General features: G+C 72.7%; 12 protein-coding genes. 7 read left to right on the top strand and 5 right to left on the bottom strand.

The annotated features are described in order from the left end of the window. Window positions 1-615: 615 nt before the first annotated feature. The 6 genes from ltrA (at window position 616) to WMF44_RS31820 (ending at window position 7,449) form a co-directional block, all read left to right on the top strand. Window positions 616-1,914, top strand: coding sequence for a group II intron reverse transcriptase/maturase (gene ltrA / locus WMF44_RS31845; RefSeq protein WP_437293811.1), 1,299 nt, complete (start codon window positions 616-618; stop codon window positions 1,912-1,914). Window positions 1,915-2,036: 122 nt separating this feature from the next. After that, window positions 2,037-2,981, top strand: a complete 945-nt coding sequence (locus tag WMF44_RS31840) for an XdhC family protein (protein WP_437293810.1) — start codon at window positions 2,037-2,039, stop codon at window positions 2,979-2,981. Next, complete coding sequence (locus WMF44_RS31835) at window positions 2,978-3,616, top strand: nucleotidyltransferase family protein (RefSeq protein ID WP_437293809.1); 639 nt, start codon at window positions 2,978-2,980, stop codon at window positions 3,614-3,616. Before WMF44_RS31840 ends, WMF44_RS31835 begins: the two co-directional genes overlap by 4 nt. A 103-nt stretch (window positions 3,617-3,719) precedes the next feature. After that, on the top strand, window positions 3,720-6,068 hold the full coding sequence (locus tag WMF44_RS31830; protein WP_437293808.1) for a xanthine dehydrogenase family protein molybdopterin-binding subunit: 2,349 nt from the start codon (window positions 3,720-3,722) through the stop codon (window positions 6,066-6,068). Then, window positions 6,065-6,547, top strand: coding sequence for a (2Fe-2S)-binding protein (locus WMF44_RS31825; RefSeq protein WP_437293807.1), 483 nt, complete (start codon window positions 6,065-6,067; stop codon window positions 6,545-6,547). The genes WMF44_RS31830 and WMF44_RS31825 overlap by 4 nt, the downstream gene beginning before the upstream one ends. Then, entirely contained in the window at window positions 6,544-7,449 is a 906-nt protein-coding gene (locus tag WMF44_RS31820) for an FAD binding domain-containing protein (RefSeq protein ID WP_437293806.1), read from the top strand. The genes WMF44_RS31825 and WMF44_RS31820 overlap by 4 nt, the downstream gene beginning before the upstream one ends. Here WMF44_RS31820 and WMF44_RS31815 read toward each other — a convergent pair whose 3' ends face one another. Beyond that, complete coding sequence (locus WMF44_RS31815) at window positions 7,450-7,653, bottom strand: hypothetical protein (protein WP_437293805.1); 204 nt, start codon at window positions 7,651-7,653, stop codon at window positions 7,450-7,452. A gap of 478 nt (window positions 7,654-8,131) precedes the next feature. On the opposite strand from WMF44_RS31815, the gene WMF44_RS31810 reads away from it, so the two are divergent. Further along, complete coding sequence (locus WMF44_RS31810) at window positions 8,132-10,513, top strand: TonB-dependent receptor family protein (protein ID WP_437293804.1); 2,382 nt, start codon at window positions 8,132-8,134, stop codon at window positions 10,511-10,513. A 54-nt stretch (window positions 10,514-10,567) separates the two neighbouring features. Here the strand turns inward: WMF44_RS31810 and WMF44_RS31805 are convergent, their stop codons facing one another. The 4 genes from WMF44_RS31805 to WMF44_RS31790 all read right to left on the bottom strand — a co-directional run bounded on the left by WMF44_RS31805 (window position 10,568) and on the right by WMF44_RS31790 (window position 15,982). After that, entirely contained in the window at window positions 10,568-12,055 is a 1,488-nt protein-coding gene (locus WMF44_RS31805) for an HTTM domain-containing protein (protein ID WP_437293803.1), read from the bottom strand. Continuing rightward, complete coding sequence (locus WMF44_RS31800) at window positions 12,042-13,493, bottom strand: imelysin family protein (RefSeq protein ID WP_437293802.1); 1,452 nt, start codon at window positions 13,491-13,493, stop codon at window positions 12,042-12,044. Before WMF44_RS31800 ends, WMF44_RS31805 begins: the two co-directional genes overlap by 14 nt. A gap of 184 nt (window positions 13,494-13,677) precedes the next feature. Further along, window positions 13,678-15,363 carry a hypothetical protein gene (locus WMF44_RS31795; protein WP_437293801.1) on the bottom strand — a complete coding sequence of 562 codons (1,686 nt, stop codon included), beginning with the start codon at window positions 15,361-15,363 and terminating at the stop codon, window positions 13,678-13,680. A gap of 235 nt (window positions 15,364-15,598) precedes the next feature. Next, the gene (locus tag WMF44_RS31790; protein WP_437293800.1) at window positions 15,599-15,982 is read right to left on the bottom strand and encodes a TerB family tellurite resistance protein; all 384 of its coding nucleotides are present in this window, start codon (window positions 15,980-15,982) and stop codon (window positions 15,599-15,601) included. Between the last annotated feature and the right edge of the window lie 52 nt (window positions 15,983-16,034).

The raw sequence follows: 16,034 nt of genomic DNA, 5'->3' as shown, positions 1-16,034 counted from the left end.
GTCTCAATCATGGTGCGCCGTGACGAGCTCGATCCCGGGCCCCGTTCGCGGGGTAGGGGAGCGATCTCAGGCTGCACGTCTCCAGCGGGTGCGAGTCCCGCCCGGGTAAGCGCCGGAGCGCCCGGTAGCAGGCCCCAGACTGACGGGGGAGACCCCGCGGTCCGAGCGGGGCGTCGAAAGCCTCCACGGAGGGAGCAAGAACGCGGGCCGCAACATGAAGTGAAGCCTGCCGCCTCGACAGACAAACAACGAGGGAGCCGAGCCGCGCATGCCACGGCGAAGGCCATGCCCGACGCGCCGCAGTCCGGAGCAGAACGCGCGACGGGTCCCTCCGGGGTAGAGGGCGCAGCACGCGTTCAAGGAGAGGTGCGGAACACGGGAGACCCGTCTGCGTTGCCGTCGTCACGGCAAGGTGGCTCGTATAAGCCGAAGGTGAAATCGAGCGCTGCGCAGCGGGAGTCCGAGGGGGCCGTAGTACCGTTGATGGCCGCGACGAACAACGCGGCCGGAGGGAGAGGCCCCTGCGGTGGTCGCGTCGGTCGAGGAGGTAAGCGCGAGGGCATGGCCGGCAGGACCGGTCCCAACCACCCCCGCGGGCGCGAGCCCGAGGACAAAGTGCGACAACTCCAACGCCGGCTGTGGGTCGCGGCCAAGCGGTATCCGGGGCGCCGGTTCCACGCGTTGTATGACCGCATCGCGAGGGGTGACGTCCTCGTGGAAGCGTGGAAGCGGGTGAAGCGGAACCGAGGTGCGGCAGGCGTCGATGCCCAGACGCTCGCCGATATCGAGCAGCACGGCGTGGAGCGCTTCCTCGAAGAGCTCGGCGTCACACTGCGAGCAGGTACGTACCGGCCGGCAGCGGTGCTGCGCCGGTACATCCCGAAGGCCGATGGGAAGAAGCGGCCGCTAGGCATCCCGACGATCCGGGACCGGGTGGTGCAGATGGCGGCGAAGCTGGTGCTGGAGCCGATCTTCGAGGCGGACTTTCGCCCGAGCTCGTACGGCTTCCGGCCTCGCCGCAGCGCGACGCAGGCGCTGGAGACCCTCCGCAAGCTGGGAGCTCGCAGAGGCAACCACGTCCTGGACGCGGACATCCGCGACTACTTCGGGAGCATCGACCACGACAAGCTAATGAAGCTGGTCGAGCGACGCGTCTCGGATCGGCGGGTGCTCAAGCTGCTGCGGCAGTGGCTCCGGTGCGGGGTGATGGAAGAGGGGCGGGAGGTAGCGACGCTCTCGGGGACACCGCAGGGCGGCGTGATCTCTCCACTGCTCTCGAACATCTTCCTGCACGTGCTCGATGTAGCGTGGGAGCGCCATGGTGCCCATCTGGGCACGCTGGTGCGCTACGCGGACGACTTCGTGGTCATGTGCGCCACGAGGTCGGCGTGCGAGCAGGCCGAGAGGCGCGTGCGCGAGGTGCTCGCGCGGCTCGGGCTGGAGCTACACCCGGATAAGACGAGGCGGGTGGATCTCTCCTTGGGCAAGGAGGGCTTCGACTTCCTCGGCTGCCACCTGCGCAAGCGCATGAGCGGGCCGATCTGGGAGCAGTCACGCCGGCGCGTGTACTTCCTCCAGCGCTGGCCCTCTCAGCGCAGCATGAAGCGGGTGCGGCAGCGCGTGAAGGAGCTGACCGGTCGAGCCCGGAACGGGGTGAAGGACGTGCGGGTGCTGATCCGCGCTCTGAACCCGGTGCTGCGCGGCTGGGGCAACTACTTCCGCACCGGGAACGCGACGGGCAAGTTCAACCAGATCGACGGCTACGTGTGGCGGCGACTCCGCGACTTCCTCAAGAAGCGCAAGGGGCGCAACCTGCGCGCGGGTGAGGCCGAGGGTTGGACATGCGACTTCTTCGTCGAAGGTCACGGGCTCCACCGCCTGCGCGGGACCGTCCAGTACCCGGAGGCTGCGTAATGCAGCGGCCCGAGAGACCACCGGTAAGCCGTGTGCGGGAAATCCGCACGCACGGTTTGAAAGGGGGTCTTGCCCTTCATCGCCCGGTTTCACGGCCGGGCAGGAGAACGTAGGATCTACCAATGCTGGATCTGAGCCAGGTGATCCCGAGGACGGCGTTCCCGCACGACGTGCTTCGGGCGGCCCTGGACGCGCTCGAGGCGGGGCGGCGGGTGGTGCTCGCCTCGGTGGTGGCGCGGCACGGCTCGGCGCCGTCGACGCCGGGGCAGAAGCTCTGCCTCATCGACGATCTCACCGCGATCGGCACGATCGGCGGCGGCGCCGTCGAGCGGGCGGCGCTCGGCATCATGGGGCGCGCGCTCGACGAGCTCGCCAGCGCGCCGAAGCTCGAGACGTTCCGCCTGGGCCCGACGCTGGGCATGTGCTGCGGCGGCTCGGTCGAGGTGCTCATCGAGCCGTTGCTGCCCGCCGTGCACGTCCTCGTGATCGGCGCCGGGCACGTGGGCGCGTTCGCCGCGCCGCTCCTCGCGTCGCTGGGCTTCCGCGTGACCCTCTGCGACACGCGCGCCGCCGCCGCCGACCCCGCCCGCGTGCCGGCGGCGGCGCCGCTCGCCCGCGCGCCGTCGGCGTACGACGATGCGCCGCGGGATCTCGCGCCGGCGCCCGGGGAGCAGGTGCGGCTCGTGCTCGCCGAGCACGACGACCCGGAGGTGCTGACGGGCCTGCCGAGGGAGCTCGGCGAGGCGGCGGCGCTCGTGATGACGCACGACCACGCCCTCGATCAGGAGGCGCTCGCGTGGGCGCTCGCGCGCGGCTTCGGGTACGTGGGCGGCGTCGGGAGCCGCGCGAAGGCCGCGCGAACGCGCGCGCGGCTCGAGGCGAGGGGGGTGCCGGAGGGCGACGTCGCGCGGGTCAGGATGCCGGTCGGCATCGACATCGGGGCGCGCACGCCGGCCGAGATCAGCGTCGCCCTGGCCGCGGAGCTCGTCGCGTGGCGCGCGGGGCGGCAGCGCGCTCGATGGTCATCGGCCGGCACGACGTCCGCCGGAGAGGAGCAGGCTGGATGAATCGAGTGACCACGATCGTGCTCGCCGCGGGCGCGGGCAAGCGGCTCGGGGGGCCGAAGGCGCTCCTGGCCTGGCCGTCATCGACGAAGGGCGGGGCCGAGCGGCCGCTGGCGATCGCCCACGCGGAGGCCCGCCTCTCGGCCGAGAGCGCGCGGGTGCTCGTGGTGGTGCGCAGCTCCGTCTTTCACGCGCTGCTGGCCCATGTGCAGCCGGGCATCGACCTGGTCTCGTGGTCCGCGCCGGACGACCTCGGGCCGGCGGGCTCGCTGGCCGTCGCCGCGCCGCGCATCGGCGACGCCGACGCCGTCATCGTGACGCCTGTCGACGTGCCCCCCGCGCGCGCCGCGACGGTGGCGCGGCTGCTCGCCCGCCTCGAGGCGGGCGCCTCCCTGGCGACGTCGCCGCTCGCGGTGCGGCCGCGGCACCTCGGCCGCGGCGGGCACCCGGTGGTGCTGCGCACCGAGGCGCTCCAGCGTTACCTGGAGGCCGATCCGCCGCCGCTCCGGGATCACCTGAGGGCGCTGGGCGACAGGTGCGTCGATGAGGAGGTGGACGATCCAGGGGTGCTGCACGACCTGAATGTGCCCGTCGACGTGATCCGCGTGCTCGGGGGGCCGCCGCGCTTTCTCGCCTGAAGGCGGCCGGCGATCGTCCAGCTGCGCGGGCCGCGCCCCACGGCGCGCTCGGGTCGACGCCTCCCGGGGGACCGGGCTATCGTCGGTGAGGAGGAGCATCCGAATGGCGACGAACCCTCCAGCGTCAGCGAGCACCGTGGGGAGCAGCGTGCCCCGTACGGACGGCCCTCCCAAGGTCACGGGGGCGTCGCGCTACGTCGACGACATCCCGGCGATGCCGGGGGAGATCTTCGGGCGCACCGTGCGGAGCCCCGTGCCCCGCGGGATCCTCCGGGGGGTTCGCTTCGACCCCGCGTTCGACTGGAGCGACGTCACGGTGGTGCTCGCCGAGGACGTCCCGGTCAACGTGGTCGCGCTGATCCTGGACGATCAGCCGATCCTCGCCGCCGGCAGGGTGAACCACGCCTACGAGCCGATCGCCCTGCTCGGCTGCGCGGATCGGCTCAAGCTCGCGCGGGCGGTCCAGGCGGTCACGCTCGACATCGATCCCTTGCCGCCGGTGCTCGACGCGCGCGCCGCGCTCGAGGGCGAGGATCTCGTCTGGGGCACCGACAACGTCTTCAAGCGCTTCCTCATCACGAAGGGGCGCGCCGACGTCGACCGGGAGCGCGGCGAGGCCGAGATCGACGCGGCGCTCGCTCGCTGCGACGTGGTCGTCTCCGGCACGTACGCCACGCACCACCAGGAGCAGCTCTACATCGAGCCGCAGGGGGTCGTCGCGTGGTGGGACGAGGCCGGCGCGCACGCGATCGGCTCGCTCCAGTGCCCGTTCTACGTGCACAAGGCGTTTCTGAAGGCGTTCGGGCTCCCGCCCGAGCGGATCCACGTCACGCAGTCGGTGACCGGGGGCGGCTTCGGGGGCAAGGAGGAGTACCCGTCGGTCATCGCGCTCCACGCGGCGCTCCTCGCGAAGAAGAGCGGCCGCCCGGTCCGGATGATCTACGACCGGACCGAGGACATCGAGGCGACGACGAAGCGCCACCCGGCCTCCTGCGAGATCACGAGCGGCTGCGACCGCGACGGGGCGCTCCGCGCGCTGAAGATCCGGATCCTCATGGACGGCGGCGCCTACGCGACGCTGTCGCAGGTGGTCCTGTCGCGCGGCGCGCTGCACGCGACGGGCGCCTACCGCTGGGACGACGTCTGGATCGAGGCGACCGCGGTGGCGACGAACACGCCGCCGAACGGCGCCTTCCGCGGCTTCGGCGCGCCGCAGACGATCTGGGCGATCGAGCGGCACATCGACCGCGTCGCGCAGGAGCTCGGCTGCGATCCGCTCGATCTGAAGGCGAAGAACGTCCTGCGCCCCGGCGACTCGACGGCGACCGGCCAGGTGCTCCGCGCGAGCGTCGCGGGCGAGGAGTGCGTCGCCCGGGCGATCGCGGCGAGCGGCTACCGGCAGAAGCGCGCGGCGGGGCCGATCGTGCGCGGGCGGGTGGCGCGCGGGATCGGGCTGAGCGTGTTCATGCACGGCGCGGGCTTCACCGGGGCGGGCGAGCGCTTCCTCAAGGGCAAGGTCGCGCTGGATCTCGCGCCTGGCGGCCGCCTCCGCGTCCGCACCGCGTCGACGGACATCGGCCAGGGGACGGAGACGGTGTTCCGGCAGATCGCCGCGGACGCCGCGGGGCTGCCGATCGATCGGGTCGAGTTCGCGGTGCCGTGCACGACGACCGTGCCTGACTCGGGGCCCACCGTGGCGTCGCGCACGGTGATGGTGGTCGGCTCGATCCTCGAGGCTGCGGCGCGCGATCTGGCGGGCCGCGTGCGCGCGGAGCAGGATGCGGCGCGGGCTGCATGGCAGGCGAGCGCCCCGCAGGGCGGCGCGGCCGGGGCGCCGCCGGCGCTGACCTTCGAGGAGGCGGCCGACCGGCTGCTCGCGCGCGAGGGGCAGGTGACGTCGCTGAAGCAGTACGAGCCGCCCGGCTTCGTGCGCTGGGACGACGAGGCGTACAAGGGCGACGCGTACCCGTGCTTCGGCTGGGCGTGCGACGTGGCCGAGGTCGAGGTGGACCTCGACACCTTCGAGGTGACGGTCGTCGACTTCTGGTCGGCCGTCGACGCGGGCAAGGCGATCCACCCGGTCATGTGCACGGGGCAGATCGAGGGCGGCAGCCTCCAGGCGATCGGCTGGGCGCTCTCCGAGGAGATCGTCTGGCAGGACGGCAAGATCAGGAACCCGCGGATGAGCAACTACATCATCCCGACGTCGCTCGACGCGCCGCCGTTCCACGTCGTCCTGGTCGAGGAGCCCTTCCCTTTCGGCCCGGGCGGCGGGGCCAAGGGCATCGGCGAGCTGCCGATGGACGGCGCCGCGCCCGCGATCGCCGCGGCGGTGGAGCATGCGACGGGGATCGCCGCGCGCGCGCTGCCGCTCACGCCGGAGCGCCTGTTCGAGGCGGCGCGCGCCGCCGCAACGCCGCGGCAGGCGGCAGGGGGAGGGGATCGCGCATGAAGGTATCGCTCGTCGTCAACGGCTCGCCGCGCGAGGTCGATCTGCCGCCGCTCTCGCGGCTGCTCGACGCGCTCCGGGGGCCGCTCGGGCTCACGGGCACGAAGGAGGGGTGCGCGGAGGGCGAGTGCGGCGCGTGCACGGTGCTGCTCGACGGCGACCCGGTGAACGCTTGCCTCATCGCGATCGGGCAGTGCGAGGGGCGGCACGTGACGACGGTCGAGGGCCTCGCCTGCGCCGGACACCTGTCGCCGCTGCAGCGCTGCTTCGTCGAGGAGGGCGGCGCGCAGTGCGGGATCTGCACGCCGGGCATGCTGCTCTCGGCGGAGGCACTGCTCGCGCGGAGCCCGGATCCGTCGGAGCTCGAGGTGCGCGAGGCGCTCGCCGGCAACCTGTGCCGCTGCACCGGGTACCAGCGGATCGTCGAGAGCGTCCGCGCCGCCGCCGCGCTGCGCCGCGGCGGGGGAGGGGCGGCGCCGTGAGCCTCGCCGATCTGCGCCTGTTCGAGATGCGGCACGTCGCCGGGCTCGGTCCGCTGTGCGAGATCGTGGCGGAGCGGGCCGCGCTCGGCGCGCCGGTCACGCTCCTGGCCGGCGGCACCGACTGGGTCGTCGAGCAGGAGCTCAGGCCTCCGCTCGAGGTCGCGGCAGGGAGCCCGGCGGCGCCGCTCGTCGTCGACGTGTCCCGGCTCTCGGAGCTGCGAGGCATCTCGCTCTCCGGCGACACGCTCCGGGTCGGCGCCGCGACGACGTACCTGGAGCTGCTCCGGAGCGACGCGATCGCCGCGCGGGCGCCGCTCCTCGCGCGGATGAGCCGCGACGTGGGCGCGGTGCAGATCCAGGCGCGCGGCACGCTCGGCGGCAACCTGGCCACGGCGTCGCCGGCCGCCGACGGCGTCGCCGCGCTCGCCGCCTACGACGCGACCGTCGTGGTGCAGAGCGTCCGCGGGGAGCGGCGCATCCCGATGAGCGCCCTGCAGACGGGCTACAAGCGCACGTCGCGCGCGCCGGACGAGGTGATCGTCGCCGTGGAGATCGCGCTGCCGGCGCCCGGGTCGCCCTGGTACTGGCGGAAGATCGGCGCGCGGCGGGCGCAGGCGATCTCGAAGGTCGCGCTCGCGGGCGTGGCCGAGGTGCGATCCGGGCGCGCCGCGCGGCTCGGGCTGGGGATGGCGTCGGTCGCGCCGACGACGGCGCTGCTGCCGAGCGTGCGCGCGCTCTGCGTGTCCCGTCCGCTCGCCGAGCTCACCGCGGCGGAGATCGACGCGGCCGTCGCGCAGGACATCTCGCCCATCGACGACCTGCGCTCGACGCGCGCCTACCGGGAGCACTGCGCCTGCGGGGTGGTGCGGGAGCTCCTTCGGCAGCTCGGCGCGCCGGTCTGATCATTCCATCCAGTCGAGCTGCGCGGCCTCGGGCCTCCGGCTGCGCCCGCCGGGGAATGTCGGCCGCTCGTACGACGGCGGCGGGAGCGGAGCCTCCGCGTCCATGTCGTGGCAGCGCGCGCATCGCCGCGGGGTGGTGGTGCCGGCCTGGAAGATGGTGACGCAGCCGCAGGCTGGGCAGATCATGCCGATGTCGTAATTCATGAGCACTCCTCGACGACGAACGCTCCGGGGCGGTCCGAGCGGCGGGAGGATGCGCTGAAGGGGCGACGTGGTTGCGACGGCGCGGCAACATCGCGTGGAAGCTTCGGCCCTGCAGGGGCGGCCTCTCTCGGACCGGCGGAGACCTTCCGTGGCTGCGCGGACGGCGGTGCGCGCTCCTTGTCGTCTGCGCTGCCGTCTGGCGTGAGCGCACGTCGGCCTGCGCTGTTCAAGGGCTACTCGATGCTGACTTTCATTTGTAGTAGGCCCCTGTTGACCGCGCGTTCGACACGCCGCGAGCCCACCGAGCTCGCGATGCGGTTTGATTCGGTGGATTCGTAATATATATTACATGTCAACGCAGACCCGTCCCTTCCGGGCCCGTCTTGGGCTCGCTGTTCCCGTGCTTCTGATCACCGTGGCCGGGGTCGCTCATGCGCAGTCTCCTGAACCGAGCTCGGAGGCCCCGGGGGATCCAGCGATGCCGGGAGCGCCTCCGGGCACGGGAGCGCCGGCGGCGGGCCGGGACGCACCTGCACCGGCGCCGGCGGCGCCCCCCGGCGATGCGCCGGCGGCGCCTCCCGGCGATGCGCCGGCGGCGCCTCCCGGCGATGCGCCGGCGGCGCCTCCCGGCGATGCGCCGCCGGGGGACCAGCATGCTGCTGCGCCAGCGCCGGCGGCTGCTCCCGGCGATGCGCCGGCGGCACCCTCCGATGGCGCGCCGGCGGCGAGCCAGGAAGGCGCTGCACCGGCGCCGGCGGCGCCTGCAGGCGATGCGCCGGTGGAGGTGACGGTCGCGGGCACGCGCGTGACGCGGACCGCGGGCTCGGCTCATGTGATCAAGAGCCGCCAGCTCGAGCGCTTCGAGCACGACGATCCCCACGCCGTGCTGGTCAGCGTTCCCGGCGTGTACGTGAGGGGCGAGGACGGGCTGGGCCTGCGGCCGAACATCGGTGTTCGCGGCGTCAACCCCGATCGCAGCAAGAAGGTGACGCTCATGGAGGACGGCGTCCCCATCTCTCCTGCGCCGTACTCCGCGCCAGCCGCTTATTACTTCCCGCTCATCACCCGCATGTCGAACGTGCGCGTGATAAAGGGGCCAGGGGCCATCGCCTATGGCCCGCAGACCGTGGGCGGCACCGTGGATCTCGTCACCCGCTCCGCCCCGTCGCTCGCGTCGGGCGCGCTCGATCTCGCGCTGGGCCAGTACGGCTACGGCAAGGCGCACGCCTATCTCGGGACGAGCGACGGTCAGATGGACTTCCTCGTCGAGGGCGTGCACCTGCGGAGCGACGGCTTCAAGGAGCTCCCGAGCGGCGCGGACACAGGGTTTTACCGCAACGAGGTGATGGTCAAGGGCAGCTACCTCGTCGACCCGGCCGCCCGCATCAAGAACGAGCTCCGCCTCAAGCTCACCTACTCGGAAGAGCTCTCCAACGAGACGTACCTCGGCATCACGGACGGGGATTTCGAGGAGGACCCGCTCCGCCGTTACGGGGTGAGCGCGCTCGACCGCATGCGCAACCACCGGACCGCGCTCGCCTTGACCCACGTGCTCGAGCCGTCGCGCGACCTGTCGGTGACGACGACCGTGTACCGGAACGACTTCTCGCGCGTGTGGCGCAAGGTGAACGGCTTCCGCGGGGCCAACCTGTTCGACGTGCTCGCCGCCCCGGACACGCCGCAGAACGCGGTGTACTACGCCGTGCTGACCGGGCAGCTCGACAGCTCGACGCCGGGCGAGGCGCTGCTCATCGGCCCCAACGAGCGCGACTTCGTGTCGCAAGGCGTGGAGACCCGCGTCCGCTGGAACGTCGCCACGGGGCCCGTCTCGCACCGCGTCGAGTACGGCCTGCGCCTGCACCACGATCGGGTCGAGCGCCGCCACAGCGAGAACGGGTTTCTCGTGCTCGGCGGCGCGCTCGTGCCGGACGGCGGACCGACCGTCGTGACCCAGTTCAACGAGGCGTGGACCGAGGCAATCGCGCTCCACGCGAGCGACGCGATCACCTGGAGAGCGCTCACGGTGACGCCCGGCGTCCGGATCGAGCTCATGCGCTCTGCCCTCGTGGATCGCGCGGCCGGGAGCGAGCAAACGCGGCTCGCGCAGGCGCTCCTGCCCGGCGCCGGCGCCTACCTTGCGATCACCGAGGCGCTCGGCCTCCTGGCCGGGGCCTACCGAGGATTCAGCCCCCCGGCGCCGGGGAGCGACGAGCACGTCGAGCCCGAGCTCAGCGTGAACTACGAGGGCGGCGCTCGCTTCGCCGACGGGCCGCTGCGCGCGGAGATCATCGGCTACTTCAACGATTACTCGAACATCACGGATGTCTGCACGCTCTCCAGCGGCTGTCTCGACGCGGATCTCGATCGCCAGTACGACGCGGGCGAGGCCCGGATCTATGGCATCGAGGCGTACGCGGAGCACGAGGTCCCGCTCGGCCAGCTCAAGCTGCCGATCACCGCGGCCTACACGCTCACCCGCACCGAGTTCCTCTCGAGCTTCGCCTCGGACGACCCCATCTTCGGCCGCGTCGTGAAGGGAGACGAGATGCCCTATGTCCCGCGGCACCAGGCGAGCCTCTCGGTCGGCGTCGAGCACGAGCGCGCCGGCGTCGCCGTGGGCGCCACCTACATGTCCGCCATGCGGGAGAAGGCCGGCAGCGAGCCCATGTCCCGGGCGCTCGCCACCGACGAGCAGCTCCTCTTCGACGCGAGCGCCAGGGTGCGTGTCGTCGGGCCGCTCGTGCTCTACGCGAACGCGCGGAACATCCTCGGCTCCCAGGTCATCGTGTCGCGCCGGCCCTTCGGCGCCCGGCCGAACGCGCCGCGCTGGATCCAGGTCGGCGCCAAAGCGTCGTTCTGACCTGGCGTCCGACGTTGCGTCGCGCGTGGAGCCCGACGGGGACGCGCGCGCCGATCAGAGGGGGCGGATGTGGGGGGGAGGCCCCTCGGGAGCTGGAAGGATGTAGGGCGCCGGGCCGAGGCCGTCGCTGACCACGGCGAGATCGACGCCGGGATCGATGAGGCGCGCGATGCGGCGGCCGTTGAGCGAGACGAGGGCGTCGGCGCGCACCTCCACCGGCCCGCGGCCGCGGCGCTCGAAGTCCTCGCGGATGTGACGGGAGAGCTGCAGGATGAGATCGGGCTGGCCCGCCATCTCGCGCTCCTGCAGGCGCGTCAGGTACTCCCGCGGGCTCACATGCCATGTCCGGCCGGTCCGCCTGCTGCGGACGATGAAGGTGACGCTCCCGTTCTTCTCGCGCACCATCACGCGCCAGGAGAAGCGCATCCCCTGCTCGTGCCAGCGCACGTTCCCGCCGTACGCGAGGAAACGGAGCGGCATCGCGAGCTGAACCGCGCAGTACGCGGCGCCCAGCGCGAGCCCGAGGGCGCGCAGCGATCGCGAGGGCGGCGCCGCCGGGGGGAGGGCGGGTTCGTCTGTGGTCGGTTGCGGCGCTTGCGGCGCTCGCGGCGCGCCGGCGCCGCCGTGGGCGGGGAGCGCGCGCGCTCGGAGCCGGGAGAGGAGCCGCCGGGGCCACTCCGGGGGGAAGAACACGAGCGCGGAGAGGACCATGATCACCGGGAACATCCCGATCGGAAACAGCGCGCGCGTGACGACGTGGAACAGGATCACCGCGGCGTACGCGAAGGGGCGGAGCCTCCGGCAGAGGAGCAGCCAGACGATGCTGGTGTCGAACAGGAAACCCGCCCAGCTCATGAGCGGCGCGGCCCACGGGTGCGTGAAGAGCGGGCCGAGGACCGGCATGTCCGTGCGCGAGCCGAGCCAGATGCGGAGCGGCTGCGCGTGCAGGAGCCAGTCGGCGTGGGCCTTGGCGAGCCCCGCGAACGTGTACACGACGCCGACCTGGAAGCGCAGCAGGTAGAGCCACGCAGCGGAGACGGAGCGCTCGCTGCGCCGCGAGAGCAGCGCGTCGATGGACCAGGCGCGGTGCGCCGGCGACGCCGCGAGCAACAGGCCCAGCAGGCTCGCCAGGTAGTAGTGGTTGAGGTACGTCGTGACGTCGATGAGCTGCAGGTAGGTGAAGCCGACGACGAACAGGGGCGCCGCGACGCGGAACATGAAGCCGAGGGCGAGCGCCAGGGCGAGCGCCGCGAGCGCCCAGAACAGGGCGTGCATCCCGGCCGGCGAGAGCGGCTCGACCCACGCGAGGCCCCAGTACTTGAAGTGAAAGCCCGGCTTGACGAAGAACTCGTCGATCCACCCATACGCGATGAAGCGCGCCATGCTCACGCACATCGTGAGCCCGAACAGGGCGCGGAACGCCGCGAGCCAGGCGATGTCGATCGGGCGAAACAGCGCTCGATGCAGCCCCGCGGCCGCGCGCGACCACGCCGCCGCGAGCCCAAGGGGGCCCGCGCGGCCGGGGGGCTCAGTCGTTGTCACCTTCCGACGACTGGGGCAGCTCGAGGTTCAGCGCGCTGACGAACTCCGTCTTGAGCAGGTCCGTCAGGGCCTTCACGGCGGTGTAGACCGACTCGACCTTCGCCCGGTCGGTCGAGAGCGCCTGCTCCAGCGGCAGGTCGAGCGCGTCGACGGCCGACTGGGCGCCCGACAGCGCCTGCAGCATGCGATCGGCGAGATCGGCGGAGCCCGCCGCGCGCAGCCAGTCGTCGAACCCGACGCCCTCGCCGCCCTCGCCGCAGCCCTGGAACAGGCGCCGGAAGCCGCGCAGGTTGGCCTTGAGGTGCGCCGCCGAGGCGAGGGCGAAGCGCGACTCCAGCGCCTCCGGGCAGGTGGGCGTGACGCAGTCCTCGGTGAAGCCGAGCGGGCGCCCGAGCTTCCAGTCCTTCAGCTCCTTCTCGATATAGAACATCGCGTCGCTCACCGCGTTGAGCGCGTCCTGCTCGGTCGCGAAGACGGGGCTCCCCTGGCCGGCCCGGGTGAGCTTCTCCCGGAAGCTCCCCGCCTCGGGCGCCCAGGCGCGCGCGAGCGCGCCTGCCTGGGCGAGCACGTCCGCCGCCGCCGCCGCCGCGTAATCGGCCTTGCGCTGCGCGAGCTCTCCCGCGGAGAGCGCCGCCCAGGTGCGGTTCGCGTTGATGGGGGAGAACTGCGTGCAGGCGTTGTCGCCGCCGCCGTAGAAGACGAGGTACTCGAACGCCGCGAGGCCGCGCCCGTTGATGAGCGACGAGGAGAAGCTCGGCTGCGCATAGGCGCGGCTCACGATCTGCTCGTCGACCTTGCACCGGCTCACGAGGGGCCAGGAGTAGATCTGATCCCGGAGGTCCTGTCCTCCGGGCTGCGTGGAGCTCGCCGCGGGGCCGAAGCGGAAGAGCTCCGCCTCCTGCCAGACCGTCATGGCGGCGAGCCAGGCGTCGCGCGCGGCGGCGGCGCTCGGCTCGCCCGGGCCGCGGGCGAGGGCCGCGGCGCTCTCGTGCAGCGCGCGCGCCTGCGCCTCGAACTCGCAGGCGCGGTTCAGCGCGCAGTCCGCCGCCGCGGTGATCAGCTTGGCCTTGCTGAAGGGGCCTTCCGCGACGGGGACCGGGGGGCACACGTCGCCGGGGACCGGCTCGCCGCCCCCCGCGCCCCCGGCGCCGCTGGCGCTCCCGGCGCCCCCCGCGCCAGCGGTCGTGGCGATCGCGGAGGAGGCCGCCGTGGTGCTCGTGGAGCCGCTCCCGGTCGAAGGCTCGGGGGTGGACCCGCCGCTGCCCGGCGGCTGCGCGACGCCGGGCCCCGCGCCCTGGCCCGTATAGACCACCTCGTCCGGGGGCGGCTTGCGGCACCCGGCGGCCGCGGCGACGCCGACGAGCGACAGCAGGAGCGCTGTCGAGAGGCGGCGGCCCGCCCTCCGGGCGCGGTTCATTGTCGGCCTCACGCTGTTCATGCAGCCTCTCCGAGATACGGGCGCTCGCCCGGGGCCCGCCGGCGTCGCGGCGGCCCCGAGCTCGTTTCGCGCGAGAATCGTCCGTCGTACCCCCGCCCGTCAACACGGAGGGAGCGCTCCCCGCCTGCCTGCACGGCGCGGCGGGGGGCGCCTCCCAGCGCGAGTCGAGTCGGTCGTGTGAGCGTCAGTCCCTCTGCGCCGGGACCGGCAGCAGGACCAGCGTCGCGTCGTCGTCCTCGGGCCCGTCGCCGTCGGACCGGTACCCGGCGGCCGCGAGCCATGCGCCGTTCGGCGACAGCGCGACGCCGTAGAGCGAGTCGTCGGGGCGATCGAAGCTGTAGCGCCGGTAGCCGTTCGGATCGAAGCGCGTGTCCAGGGCGCCGTTCTTGTCGAACAGGGCGATCATCCCGTCGACGTTGCCCGTCGCGGGGGTGGCGCTCCCGACCATCACGACGCGATCGTCGGGCAGGGCGAGGAGGTTGCGCCCGCGGTCGTTGTCGCCCGCCACGTCGAGGAGGACGCCGCCGCCCACGCCCCAGGAGGGGTCGAACCCGCCCGTGGCCGTGACGCGGAAGGACACGAGATCCACGGCCCCGCTCTCCTCGGAGCGCCCGTAGCCGGTGGTCACGTACTTGCCGTCCGACTGGCGAGCCGCGCCGTAGGCCTCGGCCATGCCGAGCGGGAACGGCGCGAGCCTCACGACGCCGTCCGACGAGAAGGTCGTGTCCGGGGTGCCGTCCTGGTTCAGCCGCAGCAGCACGATCTGGTTCCTGCCGCCCACGCTCGTGTAGCCGGAAGAGAAGATCTTGCCGTCGGCCTGCACGAACCCGTTGCGCGGGTTGTCACCCAGGTTCAGCCCGTCGACGTCGAGCGTGTGGACGCCCTCCGTCGCGAACGTGGTGTCCAGGGCGCCGTTCGCGGTGAGCCGCACGATCGCGCGATCCCGATCGGCGCGAGCCGCCGCCTTCTTGCTGGCGAAGAGGACCAGCCGATCGTTCGCGTCGCGGTCGACGCCCCAGAGCAGATCGCCCGTGTTGCCCTCGCCGGCGCCGAGATCGTGGATGGCGATGCCCTCCGTGCCGAAGGTCGTATCCAGCGTGCCGTCGGTGTTGAACCGCACGACCGCGAGATCCGCGTCCGACGGCGTGGCGCTCGGGTCGTGCTCGACCTGGCCGGCGAGCACGATCTTCCCGTCCGACTGCAGGACGATGCCGCGCGCGGTCTCCGTGGTCTTGCCTGCGACCACGTTGACCCTCGCGACCCCGTTCGCGCCGAAGGTCGTGTCGAACGAGCCATCGGTCTTGAAGCGCGCCACCGCCATGTACGTGTCGCCCGCCACGGCCACGTGCCCGGCAGCGTAAGCCCTGGACGCGGCGTCGAACGCGACGGCCCAGAAGCGGTCGTCCGTGGCTTCGTCGAGCGCCACGACGCCTGCGAATCCGGTCGACCAAGGCTCCTCGCCGGTGTCGCCGCCGCCGGTGCCGCCGCCCTCGCCAGCGCCGCCGCCGCCTGTGTCGCTGCCGCCGGTGCCGCCGCCCTCGCCGGCGCCGCCGCCGCCTGTGTCGCTGCCGCCGGTGCCGCCGCCCTCGCCAGCACCGCCGCCGCCTGTGTCGCTGCCGCCAGTGCCACCGCCCTCGCCAGCGCCGCCGCCGCCTGTGTCGCTGCCGCCTGTGCCGCCGCCCTCGCCGGCGCCGCCGCCGCCGCTGCTGCTCGTCGAGGGAGCGCCGCCAGCGCCGCCGCCCCCGGAGTTCTCTGGGTCGCCGGAGTCATCTCCGCACGCAGCCACTCCGCCGAGCAGCACGCACCAGGAAAGTCCGAACGTCGCGAGCACGGTCCGCTGCGCGGACAACCAGGTTCTCTTCACAGGCATGGTCGGCAACCCCTTCGTGAACATGAAAATGAAAGTCGTTATCTTTGTTGGATATCGTCTTGCATGCCGTCCACGCTGTCAAGAGATTCTGCTGTCGCTATCCCGCCAGGGCCTTTCCTTGCTGGAAATACCGCCTGGAGGTGAAGGTGTGGCGGTGGTGCGGTGGGTGGGGGAAGCGCGGCGGGAGTCCCGGCGGCGGCCGGGCCAGCTACGTTCAGGCGCCGCGAAGGCTGCGTCAGAGCAAGGTCAGGAGGCGTCGGGCGCGGGCCTCGGCCGCCTGGATGATCTCCGCGGACTCCGGCTCGGGGAGCTCGAGCTTCTTGCTCAGCGCTGCGATGTACTGCTTCTCCGCGTCGTGCTGCTCGCCGTCGACGAACGTGAGCAGCACGGCGTGCTGCAGCAGCGCGCGGCGGTCGTCGCCGCCGAGCTCGCCGAGCGGCACGTCGTCCAGGGTCCTTCGCTGGGAGGCGTAGGCGCGGATCTCCTTCGCCTGGTCCTCGTTCGCCTCGAACGCCGCGATCAGCCCCTCCACCATCTCGCGCTCGGCCTCGTGGAACTCGCCGTCCGCCCACGCCACGCTCACGAGCGACTTCACGATCGCCATGTTCTGCTCTTGCATGGCGACGAGTGTCGTCGCTCCCCCGGGGCAACGTCAATCGCGAGGGGAGCGA

The organism is Sorangium sp. So ce426 (assembly GCF_051475585.1).
GTDB lineage: Bacteria > Myxococcota_A > Polyangia > Polyangiales > Polyangiaceae > Sorangium > Sorangium cellulosum_B.
Note: the sequence above shows the minus strand (reverse complement) of the source record. Positions and strands in the feature narration are given on the sequence as shown.